Raw genomic sequence first — 12,328 nt, 5'->3', positions numbered from 1 at the left:
CTGTCAGGGGGGGCGCAACGCAAAGGCCCCCGCGTTTTCACGCGAGGGCCCCTTTGTCTTGATCGAGCTCGCTTACTGCGGGATTTCCGCGTTGAGCCCTTCGACGTAGAAGTTCAGGCCCGCCAGATCAGCGTCAGACGCGGTCTCGCCCTCGGCCAGCCAGACCGAGCCGTCCGCCTTGTTCAGGGGGCCGGTGAAAGGATGATACTCGCCCGATGCGATGGACTCTTTGAGCGCCAGCGCCTCTTCCTTGATGTCCGCAGGCACGGCGTCGGTGATTTCGCCGATGCCCACCATGCCAGCGCCGATGCCGGCCCAGGTGCTGGAGCTTTCCCACGTGCCATCCATGACCGCCTGCACACGCTCGATGTAGTAGGGCGCCCAGTCGTCGATGATCGAGGAGACGCGCGGGCTTGGCGCGTAGTCGAACATATCGGAGGCCTGGCCGAAGGTGATGACGTCACCGGCTTCCTGCGCGGCGGCCTGCGGCGCGGTGGAGTCGGTGTGCTGCAAGATCACGTCGGCACCGTTTTCGATCAGCGCCTTGGCAGCGTCGGCTTCCTTGGCGGGGTCAAACCACGTGTAGGCCCAGATGATCGAGAATTCGACATCCGGGTTCACTTTCTTGGCGTGGATATAGGCGGAGTTGATGCCGCGGATGACCTCGGGGATCGGGAAGGACGCGATGTAGCCGATCTTGTTGGTTTTGGTCATGGAGCCGGCAATGTGGCCCTGAATGGCGCGGCCTTCGTAAAAGCGCGCGGAGTAAACGGACACGTTGTCAGCGGTCTTGTAACCGGTGGCGTGCTCGAACTTCACGTCCGGGAATTTCTCGGCCACGGCGACAGTCGGGTCCATGTAGCCAAAGGATGTGGTAAAGATAATGTCCGCGCCGGACAGGGCCATCTGGGTGATGGCGCGTTCGGCATCTGCGCCTTCTGGAACGCTTTCCTGATAGATGGTCTTCACCTTGTCGCCAAATTCGGCTTCGACTTTCTGGCGGGCCTGATCGTGCTCATAGGTCCAACCGCCGTCACCCACCGGGCCGACGTAGATGAAGCCTGCGGTCACGGGATCGCCGTGGCTTTCGGCGAAGGCTGTGGTGCCCAATGTCAGGGCGAGGGCGGCGGTGGTCAGAAGAGTGCGTCTTTGCATTTGGTTAGCTCCCATGGGTGGTCTTTTTGATGATTGCGATGTTCGGATGACTTTGCAAGGCGACGGGGCGCCTGGCCGTGGAACGGGCGAGGCCCCGGGTCATGAGGCTGCGTGGAATGGGCGCCCAAGCGAGGCAGGTGCCCCGTGTTTGCCCACTGCCGAGATCACCACCAGAACGAGGATGGTGACAAGGTATGGCGAGGCGGACAGCAGCGCCACAGGGACGTCGGCCCCGGCGGCTTGAAGGTTGAGCTGTAGCACGGTGACGCCGCCAAAGAGATACGCGCCGATCAGCACGCGGCCGGCACGCCAGGAGGCAAAGACCACCAGTGCCAGCGCGATCCATCCCGCGCCGGCGGTCATGCCTTCTGTCCATTGCGGCACGCGCACGAGGGACAGGTAGGCCCCGCCAAGCCCCGCACAGGCGCCCCCGAAGAGGATCGCCAGCAGGCGAATGCGCACGACCTTGTAGCCGAGCGCATGGGCGCTGTCGTGGCTTTCACCCACGGCGCGCAGGATCAGCCCGGCGCGCGTGAACTTCAGAAAGGCCCATGTTGCGACGACCAGCGCGAGCGAGACGTAGACCATGATGTCATGGCTGAACAGCATGCGCCCAACGATGGGCAGATCCGAAAGCGGCCCAAGGTCGAGCTTTGGCAGGGTCGGGGATTTGATGCCCTCATAGGGTTTGCCGATCAGGCTGGACAATCCAAGGCCGACCAGAGTCAGGCCAAGGCCGGTGGCCACTTGGTTCGACAGCAGGAATTGCGTCAGCAGGCCGAAGGCGAGGCTCAGCGCCGCGCCTGCCACGGCGGCGGCGACGAAGCCCACCAGCGGCGAGCCGGTGTTCACCGCGATGGCAAACCCCACCACGGCGCCGGTGATCATCATGCCCTCGACCCCGAGGTTCAGCACGCCGGATTTTTCCACCACCAGCTCGCCAAGCGCGGCAAGAAGGATGGGCGTGGCAGACACCATGATGGAGGCCACAAGGAGGATCGGGTTGATCGAGCTCAGGTCCATGAGGGTGCCTTTTGATGGTAGGGAAGAGCCGTCCCGTCGGGCAGGCGCGCGACTGTTGAAGGATCAGAGAGATATGGGTTCATGCCTTTGTCCCCTGTCCGATGCGGATGCGGAAATTGGTAAAGACATCCATCGCGAGCAGAAAGAACAGCAACATGCCCTGGAACAGTTGGATCGCGGCGGCGGGCAGGCCGAGCATCAGTTGCGCAAGCTCGCCTCCGATATAGGTCAGCGCCATGAGCAGCCCGGCCAGAAGGATGCCAATCGGGTTCAGGCGACCAAGGAAGGCCACGATGATCGCGGTAAAGCCGTAGCCGGAATTGAAGTCGATGCTGATTTGACCCGCGGGGCCTGTGACTTCGAACATGCCGGCCGTACCGGCCAGCGCCCCGGACAGACCGAGGCAGAAAAGCACCATGCGGGCGGGCTTCACCCCGGAAAAGCGCGCGGCGCGCGGTGCCTCGCCGGTGAGGCGGACCTGGTACCCAAGAATGTGGCGGCTCAGCAGGACATAGGCAAAGATCACGGCGATGAAGGCGGCGATGACGCCCCAATGCGCGCCCGTGTTGGATACAATTTCGGCATTGTGGGCGGCGTCCCACTGTTTGAAGTTGCGCGATCCGGGAAAGCCCATGCCCTCGGGGTTGCGCAGGAGACCGGTCGAGACCGAGCCCAGAAGCGTTTCCGCAACATAGACCAACATCAGGGATACGAGGATTTCGTTGGTGCCCAGCCGCGTTTTCAGAATGGCCGGGATCATGCCCCAGGCCCAGCCGCCGAGTGCGCCTGCAAGGATCATTAGCGGAAAGATCAGTGGGCTCTCTGACGGGTAAAACGCCAGTCCGGCCCCTGCGCCGCATATGGCGCCCATGATGTACTGACCTTCGGCACCGATGTTCCAGATGCCGGCGCGAAACCCTATACTGAGGCCAATGGCGATCAGGATCAGCGGGCCCGCCTTGACCAGAAGTTGTGGTCGCGAATAGGCGGCGAACTGCGGGTGGAACAGCGGGTCCCAGAACAGGGTGCGGATGGCCTCGAACGGGTTTGCGCCGAGAGCTGCAAACAGAATGCCGCCGACGATCATGGTGAGCAGAACAGCAATAACCGGCGTTAGCGCGGATATCAGCCGCGACGGTTGCGGTCGTTTCTCAAGACGGATCATGCGGTGGCTCCGATGGAGGAGGGCAAAGGTGAGTATTTGGAAAGCAGACACGCTTGGCCTTGGGCCGCTGGTTCTTCTGTTCCACAAATACTCAAAGCGACGCTGCCACGGGTGCTGAGGTCCGGGTCACGCATGAGCGTCTTCCATATCTTCGGCACCACCCATCATCAGGCCGATCTGTTCGATGTTCAGCTCGGCCACGGGGCGGATTTTGGACAACCGGCCCTCGTTCAGGGCGCCAAAGCGATCAGAGACTTCCATGAGTTCGTCCAGATCCTGACTTATGACGACCACTGCTCCGCCGCGGGCGGCCACGTCCAGAATGGCTTGTCGGATAAAAGCGGCGGCGGCGGCGTCAACGCCCCAGGTGGGTTGGTTCAGCACCAGCACATCTGGCGCCTGCGCGATCTCGCGGCCCACGACGAACTTCTGCAAGTTGCCGCCTGACAACGCGCGGGCGGCAGTGCTGGCCCCCGGCGTGCGCACGTCGAATTGGGCAATGACCTCTTCGGCAAAGCTGCGGGCCTTTGGCCAAGAGATAAAGCCGTTCGCCATCAGCCCTTTGCGCTGGGCCGCGGTAAGCACGGCGTTCTCTGTCAGGCTCATGTTTGGCGCGGCAGCGTGGCCAAGACGTTCTTCGGGACCGGTCAGCAAGCCTTCGTTGCGGCGGTACACCGGGCCGGTCTGGCTGATGTCCTGTCCTTTGAGGAACAACGTGCCCTTCGGCGCGCTGCGTTCCCCGGTGAGTGTATCGAGCAACTCGTCCTGCCCATTGCCCGCGACGCCGCCGAGGCCGAGCACTTCGCCCGCTTGCACGGAAAAGGTGATGTCGCGCAGCGGCGTGCCGAAGGCACCGGGCGCGGGCAGGGAGAGGGCGCGCGCCTCCAGCAGCACGGCGCCTTTTTCAGTATCACGCGCCACGGGGGAGGCAAAACTGCTGCCGACCATCAGTTCGGCCATGGCGCGGGCGGTGGTCTCCCTGGGGGTGCAGGTGCCCACGTTCTTGCCCAGACGCAGGATGGTGGCGTGGTCACAGAGGGTCCGTATCTCTTCGAGCTTGTGCGAGATATAGAGGATCGAGGTGCCCTCGGCCTGTAATTTGTGCAACGTTTCGAAGAGGATATCGACCTCTTGCGGGGTCAGGACAGAGGTCGGCTCATCCATGATAAGCAGGCGGGGATCCTGAAGCAGGCAGCGGATGATCTCCACCCGCTGACGTTCACCGGCAGACAGCGTTCCAACGGTGCGCGAGGGATCAAGCGGCAGGCCGTAAGCCTCGGACACGTCACGGATCTGGCGGGCGAGGTCGCGCAGGGCGGGGGGTGTTTCCATGCCCAGCGCCACATTTTCCGCGACCGAAAGTGCGTCGAACAGCGAGAAGTGCTGGAACACCATGGCGACGCCATTGCTGCGCGCCTCCGAGGGTTTGGTTGGCGCGAAGGGCCGATCGTCCAGCGTCATGGTGCCGGTGTCGGGCTTTACCAGCCCGTAGATCATCTTGACCAGCGTGGATTTACCCGCGCCGTTTTCACCAAGAAGCGCGTGGATTTCGCCGCGCCCGATGTCGAAGGACACCTGGTCGTTGGCGATCACGCCGGGGTAGGCCTTGGTCAGGCCATCGATGCGGAGGAGGGGGCTGTCCACGTCTCATCCTTCTGTCTGTCGCGGCTGAATGAGGCGCTGAGTATCTGGCCTGCAACGCCGATGGCAATGGCTTGAGGGTGTTTGCCCAGATGTTTTTGCCCAATCGGGCAGCAGATGCGGTTTATTTGAGCATCAGTGTGGCCCAAAGCGCGCAAGCGTCGGATGAACCTCGCCTTTTTGGTGTCCGACCCGATCAAACCGCAGAAGGCGAACCCCCGTGAAAGCGCCGCGTCGCAGAGGGCCAGGTCAAGCGCGTGGCTATAGGTCAGGATCAGGTGCTCCGCATGTGCAGGCGCATGTGCCATGAGCCGCGCCGGGTCGGCGGTTGGGATGGGCGTGACACCTTGGGGAATCGCATCGGGGAAGCGGTCCGGCGCGGTGTCGATCCATGTCAGCGCGAGCTGCGGCACAGGGCTGAGCACGTCGACCAATGCGCGGCCCACATGACCCGCGCCCCAGATCCACAGCGGACGAGAGGGCGTGCTGATCGGCTCCACCATCCAATCGCCAATGCGTTGCGGCGCGGGCGCTGACCCTTGGGCGCGGGCGCGGTCCAGCAGGCGGCGCACGGCAAGGGGCATGTCGCCGGGACCACGAGCGAAGGGCGCTTCGGGCGGCAGGGTCGCAGCGGTGAAATGTTCCGTCAGCAGGGTGACGGCCCCGCCGCAGCATTGGCCAAGATTGGGGCCGAGGGGGTGCCTGGTGAACCCGTCGCGGGCGAACGCCTGTTGCGCGGCGTCCAATTCCAGTGCGCCGCCGCCGATGGTGCCGCTCTGGCCCCAACCGCCGCCGTCGCGCCAGACGAGAAGCGCTGCGCCGACCTCCCGCGGGGTGGACCCGGCGGTTTCGGCGACAACGACGCGGGCAACTTCGCCATGGGCGTCCACGGCGGCACGCAGACTGTGCAGATCAAAGCTCATGCAGCAGTGCCTGTGGCGCGCAAATCTTGCAGCGCCGTCAGTAGGCGTTCTGGCGTGGCCGGGGCGTCGAGGGCTGGGTAGGCCTTTCCAGCGGCCGCCAAGGCGTCGGACAGGGCAAGGAAAGCGGAAATGCCCAGCATGAAGGGCGGCTCTCCCACCGCTTTGGACCGGTAAACCGTGGGCACATGGTTTGCCCCGTCCCAAAGCGCGACGTTGAAGATGTCCGGCCGGTCAGAGCAGGCGGGGATCTTGTAGGTGGAGGGGGCATGGGTGCGCAGGCGGCCCTTGCCGTCCCAGACCAGTTCCTCGGTGGTGAGCCAGCCCGCGCCTTGCACATAGCCGCCTTCGATCTGACCACGGTCGAGCGCGGGGTTCAGGCTCTCGCCGCAGTCGTGCAGGATGTCGGTGCGCAGGATGCGGTTTTCGCCGGTAAGCGTGTCGAGCACTACCTCGGTACAGGCCGCGCCGTGGGCGAAGTAATAGAAAGGCCGGCCCTGTCCGGCAACGCGGTCCCACGAAATGTCCGGTGTTTTGTAAAAGCCGGTGGCGGAGAGGCTGACGCGCCCCTGATGGCAAAGCGCGGCGGCTTCGGCAAAGGTGAGGCGCGTGTCGGCGGTTGTGACATGACCGTCGGCAAAACTCACATCGCTGGCGTCGCCACCGTATGTCTCGGCGACATGGGCGGCCATGCGGGCGCGGATGGTCTCGCAGGCGATGGCCACAGCCGCACCGTTCAGATCCGCCCCGGAGGAGGCCGCCGTGGCGGAGGTGTTCGGCACCTTGGCGGTGTCGGTGGCGGTGATGCGGATGGTCTCCAATGGCACGCCGAAGCCATGCGCGGCCACTTGGGCGACCTTCTGGAAAAGGCCCTGACCCATTTCCGTGCCGCCGTGGTTCATGGCGACAGATCCGTCGTGGTAGACGTGGACCAAGGCACCGGCCTGGTTGAGGTGGGTGAGCGTGAAGGAGATGCCGAATTTCACCGGGGTCAGCGCAAGCCCGCGTTTCAGGATCGGGTTCTGCGCGTTCCACTCTGCGACCGCCGCGCGGCGGGCGGTGTAGTCGGCGCTGCGGACAAGTTGTTCTGTCAGCTCATTGAGGATGAAGCCCTCGACCGGCTGACCATAGGGGGTGGTCTGCACCGAAGGCGTTTCCGGCGGAGCCTTGCCCGGCGGCGTGTGGGACTGCGCCCCGCGCGAGGTCATATCCTCGTTGGGGTCAGGGGCCGGCGGCGCCTCCTGCGGAGTGGGCGGTTTGGTGTGGGCGATGTGGTCCGCGTAGTAGTTGCGTTGGCGTACCTGCAGCGGGTCCAGCCCAAGGTGATGCGCGATGTGATCCATCACACGTTCGATCCCCAGCACGCCCTGCGGCCCGCCAAAGCCGCGATAGGCGGTGGCGGATTGGGTGTTGGTCTTGAGCCGGTGGCTTTCGATACGCGCATGTTCGAGGTGGTAGGCGTTGTCCGCGTGCAGCATGGCGCGGTCGGCCACGGGCAGGGACAGATCCATCGCCCAGCCGCAGCGGGTGTAGTGGGTGAAGTCCACGCCGCGCAGCCGGCCGTCCTCGTCGAACCCGGCGGTGTAGGCGATGCGGAAATCGTGCCGCTTTCCGGTGATCGTGAAATCGTCGTCACGGTCGTAGCGCATCTTTGCCGGACGACCGGTGGCGTTTGCGACCACGGCACAGGCGATGGCCAGCGCGTTGCCCTGGCTTTCCTTGCCGCCAAACCCGCCGCCCATCCGGCGGGTTTCCACGCGCACATCATGCATGGACAGGCCGAGGGCGTGGGCGACCTTGTGCTGGATCTCCGAGGGGTGCTGGGTGGAGCTGTGCACATGCAGCCCGCCGTCGTCCATCGGCAGCGCGGCGGCGGCCTGACCTTCGAGGTAAAAGTGCTCTTGTCCGCCCATGTCGATCTGGCCGTCGATCTTGTGCGGCGCGGCGGCGATGGCGCTGCCCCTATCGCCCTTGGACCAGATCACCGGGCCGTCTTCGAACCGACTGTCGGCGGCGAGGGCGTCCTCGATCGTCAGGATCGGCGTGTCTTCGTCGATCTCCACGCGGGCGCGTTGCGCGGCGCGGCGGGCGGCATGGTGGCTGGTGGCGGCCACCAGAAACAACGGCTGGCCGAGATAATGTACTGTGCCGTCGCTGAGCAGCGGTTCGTCATGCGCCGAGGGCGAACAATCGCAATCAGAGGGCAGGTCGCCATAGGCCCAGACCTGCACGACACCGGGCGCGGCGCGCACCGGGTCGAGATCCATGGCGGTCAAACGGCCCCGGGCGATGGGCGAGAGGCCGAAGGCAAGGTGCAGCGCGTTGGCGGGCAACGGGATGTCATCGACATAGCGGGCAGCGCCGGTCACATGCAGTTTGGCGGCGTCATGGGGAAGCGGTTTGCGAATGCTCATGCGGGCGCTCCTGTGAGGCGGGCGTTGGCGCGGCGTGCGATCATGGCGTCACCTCCAACACATTGGTGGTCGCTCCGAGGTCTTCGAGCAGGGCGCGCGACAGCATATTGGCGGCGGCGCTGATGCGATAGTCGGCGGAGGCGCGCATGTCGGACAGGGGTTGGAAGTCCCTGTCCCACGCGTCGAGCGCGGCGATCAGGGTTTCCTTGGTCCAGGGCATGCCTGTGATCGTGCTCTCCACCGCGCGGGCGCGTTTCGGGATACCCGCCATGCCGCCAAAGGCGATGCAGGCGTGGGCCACGATGCCGTCTGTGACGGTGATGTTAAAGGCCCCGCAGACAGCCGAGATGTCTTGATCGAAGCGTTTGGAAAGCTTGTAGACCTTCAGGCGGTCAGGTTGGCGAGGGATCGAAAGCGCTTCGACGAACTCGCCGGGGGCGCGGTCCTGCTTACCGTAATCAATGAAGAAATCTTCGAGCAGCTGGGTGCGGCGGGTCTCGCCATGACGCAAGTGCACCGAAGCCCCAAGCGCGATCAGCGCGGGCGGGTTGTCCCCGATGGGCGATCCATTGGCGATGTTGCCCCCGATGGTGGCGGCATTGCGCACCTGGGTGGAGCCGTAGCGGCGGATCATCTCGGCGTAGCTTGGGTGATGGTCCTGCATGAGCGCATGAACGCGGTCCATGGTGACGCCCGCGCCGATTGTGATCGTTTCGTCGGTAATGTCGATCTGTTGCAGGTCGGTGCAGCGGTTCAGGAAAATTGTCGGTCCGAGGTCGCGCATCTGCTTTGTCACCCAAAGGCCCACATCCGTGGCCCCGGCGACCAGCGTCGCGTCCGGATGTTCGGCATAAAGCCGCGCCAGCGCGTCGGCACTTTCGGGCGCAAAGCTGTTGGTGGCAGGGGCGGGCGGCGTGTCGGTCATGTGCGCCGGGATGGGTGCCGAGGTCGCGGCCTCGGCGGCGCGGATGATCGGCGCATAGCCCGTGCAGCGACACAAATTGCCCGCCAGCGCATCATCATGGCCCGTGTTGCCGTTCAGATGCGCCGTCGCCATGGAGACGACAAAGCCGGGCGTGCAGAAACCACATTGCGAGCCGTGCAGATCCACCATCGCCTGCTGCACCGGATGCAGAGCGCCATTCTCAGGATCGGCCAGCCCCTCGACCGTGCGAATCGCCTTGCCATCAAGCTGCGGCATGAAAAGAATGCAGGCGTTCAGCGTGCGGGCGCCGTTGTGATCGGTGACCATGACGGTGCAGGCCCCGCAGTCGCCCTCGTTGCACCCCTCTTTCGTACCGGTCAGGCCGCGTACATCACGCAGCCAATCCAGCAAGGTCAGGGTGGGAGGAACGTCCGCAAGAGACACTTCTCTTCCGTTCAGAAGAAAGGTGATGTTCATCGTGCAAATCCGCCGCAGTACCGTGAACGGTTTGTGCCGTTCCGACAGTTGATACTGTCGTGCGCGCCCTCGATGCGGCGTAGAAGGCGCGCGAATGTCCCGTTCCCGACAGGCTAGGCGGGGCGTATAAAGGTTGGCAAGAGGAAATTGCCCGTCTCAGATGCGCTCTTGCGCCAGATGCTGCAAAAATGGGCGCACTCAGCCCTCTTTGACAGCCTCATCGGGGGACAGATCGGACAACGAGCCGCGCAACTTGTTGATTTCCTCGGTCACAAGGCCACCGGGGCAGGCGGCGCTTTCGGACCATTGGCTGAACCGTTCAAGCAGCGGCAGGAAGGTGGCGATTTCCTCCGCGCTCCAGTCTTGCAGGTAGCTGCCGAGCACGAGGAATTTATATGTCCGCACCGCGTCGACAATGCGGGCGCCCTGGTCGGTCAGCTCCAGCACGGTGCGGCGGGCGTCGGCCTGGCTGACCGCGCGTTTCAGAAAGCCACGCGTGATCAGCTCGGACGTCATGCGGGAGGCGCGCGAGGGGTCGATATGCAACCGCTGCGCCACGGTCGACACCATGGTTTCTGATCCATCCTCGCCGCCGAATTCATTGGCCGGGGCCCAGACTGCCATCAAGACGTCCAGTTGCGGCAGATCCAGCGGCAGATCCAGTTCAGACAGCGCCCGATAGCCCAGTTCGCGCTTGAACACCTTGCGGCGCCAGGCCTGCAGGATGGCGTCGATGTCGAGCGCCGATTGCGCGTGCTCTGCATCGACGCCAGCGTGGGCCAGCTTCTGCTTCAGGATCTCGTCGCGATCGGTCATTCTTACACACCCTGTCTGCGCTTGTGCGCATCATTTGTCTCAGTTCCGGTTTTGCATGACGTTGACATGCATCTGCCCTGAGCACATATTTACTGCCAACACCGGCCCTTTTCAATGACGGCTTTTTTGATGCACCCCATCTGAAAGGTCCATTCGTGTCGCCGAATTTGAACGAATATACCCAAGGACTTGATCAAATGTCACTCACTGATACCGCCAACCTGGAACAGCCGAGGCCACAAACCGAGGCGGATCCGGCGATGATCCGGTTGATCCTCGGGGCGGTGGCGGCGACTTTGCTGTTTGCCTCGCTGGGACAGACCATCGTGTCCACCGCGCTGCCCACCATGGTCGCCGACCTCGGCGGGATGGATCATATCACCTGGGTCATCACGGCCTATCTGCTGGCGTCCACCGTGGCGGCGCCGCTCGCAGGCAAGTTGGGTGACATGTACGGGCGCAAGCTGGTACTGCAGTCCGGCATCGCTGTCTTTATGGTGGGGGCGGTTCTGTGCGGGCTTGCGTCGTCGATGAATACGGTGATCGCCGGACGCGCGGTCCAGGGGTTCGGCGCGGGCACATTGATCGTGACCTCCATGGCAACGGTGGGTGATCTGCTGCCGCCGCGCCAGCGGGGCATGGCGCAGGGCATTCTGGGCGCGGCCTTTGGCGTGTCGACCGTGGTGGGGCCGCTGCTGGGGGGCTTTATCGTCCAGACGTGGAACTGGCATTGGATCTTTTTCGTGAACCTGCCGGTGGGTGTGTTGGCCTTTGTCATTCTTGGTATGGCCCTGCCGACGCGCACGGACCGCAATACGCGAAAGGTCGATTATGTTGGCGCGGCGCTGCTGGCGACGCTGTTGTCCACGGTGGTTCTGTTGCCCAACGCAGCGGCAGCCGGTGGTGGATGGGCCAGTCCGGTGGTCGCCGCGCTGGCGGTGCTGGGCGTCGCGGCCGTGGCCGGTTTCGTGCTGACGGAGACCCGCGCCGAAGAGCCGATCCTGCCCATGAGCCTGTTTCGCAACAACACTTTCATCGTCATCAATACGGTCGGCTTTCTTGTCGGCATGGGCATGTTCGGCACGATTACCTTCCTGCCGCTCTTCTTGCAGGTGGTCAAAGACGTCTCCCCCACCACGTCCGGTCTGTTCCTTGTGCCGATGATGGGCGGGCTGATCTTTGCCTCTACCGGCGCGGGGCGGATCATGTCGAAGACAGGCCGGTACAAACTGATGCCAACGCTGTCGACCGGCTTGCTCGCCATGGCGATGGTGGCGCTGACGACGCTGTCGCAGGACACGCCGCTGTGGATGATCGCGGGCACGATGGTGCTGGTTGGTCTTGGCCTTGGGCCGGTGTTCTCTGTTGGTGTCGCCGCGATCCAGAACGCCATCCCGCAGAGCCTGATGGGCGTCGGAACGGCAAGCGCGAACATGTTCCGCCTGATCGGCGGTGCGCTGGGCACAGCGTTCTTTGGGGCGGTGTTCAGCGCCGGTCTGGCGCGCAACCTTGCCGGGCATGTGCCAGGCGCGATGGAGGGCGGCCTGCGGTCACTAGGGGCAGAGACCGTGCGCGCCATGCCGCCAGAGATGCAATCGCGCGTGATGGAAGGGTTCAGCGCGGCCTTGCACCCGGTGTTCTGGATCGCCGCGACAGCCGCCCTGCTGGCCTGCCTGTTGTCGACGCGGTTGCGGGAATTGCCACTGGCCAACTGACAGAATTCAAAGGTGTCTCCCCCGAACGCACAGCGTTCGCACCTGCCGGCTCTCTGAACCAAAAGGAGAGCCGGCTT

9 protein-coding genes are annotated in these 12,328 nt (G+C 64.2%); 1 reads left to right on the top strand and 8 read right to left on the bottom strand.

The window, feature by feature from the left end:
• Window positions 1–72: 72 nt before the first annotated feature.
• The 8 genes from J4E08_RS15925 to J4E08_RS15890 form a co-directional block, all read right to left on the bottom strand.
• Window positions 73–1,155 (bottom strand): BMP family ABC transporter substrate-binding protein, encoded by a 1,083-nt coding sequence (locus J4E08_RS15925; protein WP_349539349.1) that lies wholly within the window; start codon window positions 1,153–1,155, stop codon window positions 73–75.
• Between the two features lie 99 nt (window positions 1,156–1,254).
• The gene (locus J4E08_RS15920) at window positions 1,255–2,178 is read right to left on the bottom strand and encodes an ABC transporter permease (RefSeq protein ID WP_349539348.1); all 924 of its coding nucleotides are present in this window, start codon (window positions 2,176–2,178) and stop codon (window positions 1,255–1,257) included.
• Between the two features lie 79 nt (window positions 2,179–2,257).
• Entirely contained in the window at window positions 2,258–3,343 is a 1,086-nt protein-coding gene (locus J4E08_RS15915; protein WP_349539347.1) for an ABC transporter permease, read from the bottom strand.
• A gap of 126 nt (window positions 3,344–3,469) precedes the next feature.
• On the bottom strand, window positions 3,470–4,987 hold the full coding sequence (locus tag J4E08_RS15910; protein WP_349539346.1) for an ABC transporter ATP-binding protein: 1,518 nt from the start codon (window positions 4,985–4,987) through the stop codon (window positions 3,470–3,472).
• Entirely contained in the window at window positions 4,954–5,907 is a 954-nt protein-coding gene (xdhC, locus tag J4E08_RS15905) for a xanthine dehydrogenase accessory protein XdhC (protein WP_349539345.1), read from the bottom strand. Before xdhC ends, J4E08_RS15910 begins: the two co-directional genes overlap by 34 nt.
• Window positions 5,904–8,318, bottom strand: coding sequence for a xanthine dehydrogenase molybdopterin binding subunit (gene xdhB / locus J4E08_RS15900; RefSeq protein WP_349539344.1), 2,415 nt, complete (start codon window positions 8,316–8,318; stop codon window positions 5,904–5,906). Before xdhB ends, xdhC begins: the two co-directional genes overlap by 4 nt.
• A 40-nt stretch (window positions 8,319–8,358) precedes the next feature.
• Window positions 8,359–9,720 carry a xanthine dehydrogenase small subunit gene (gene xdhA, locus J4E08_RS15895; protein WP_349539343.1) on the bottom strand — a complete coding sequence of 454 codons (1,362 nt, stop codon included), beginning with the start codon at window positions 9,718–9,720 and terminating at the stop codon, window positions 8,359–8,361.
• 198 nt (window positions 9,721–9,918) lie between these two features.
• Window positions 9,919–10,536: a MarR family winged helix-turn-helix transcriptional regulator gene (locus tag J4E08_RS15890; protein WP_349539342.1), complete on the bottom strand. Its 618-nt coding sequence runs from the start codon at window positions 10,534–10,536 to the stop codon at window positions 9,919–9,921.
• A gap of 197 nt (window positions 10,537–10,733) precedes the next feature.
• Here J4E08_RS15890 and J4E08_RS15885 point away from each other — a divergent pair, with 197 nt between their 5' ends.
• Window positions 10,734–12,251, top strand: coding sequence for an MDR family MFS transporter (locus tag J4E08_RS15885; RefSeq protein ID WP_349539341.1), 1,518 nt, complete (start codon window positions 10,734–10,736; stop codon window positions 12,249–12,251).
• The last annotated feature ends 77 nt before the right edge of the window (window positions 12,252–12,328 follow it).

The organism is Sagittula sp. NFXS13, from assembly GCF_040148795.1.
Lineage (GTDB): Bacteria > Pseudomonadota > Alphaproteobacteria > Rhodobacterales > Rhodobacteraceae > Sagittula > Sagittula marina.
Note: the sequence above shows the minus strand (reverse complement) of the source record. Positions and strands in the feature narration are given on the sequence as shown.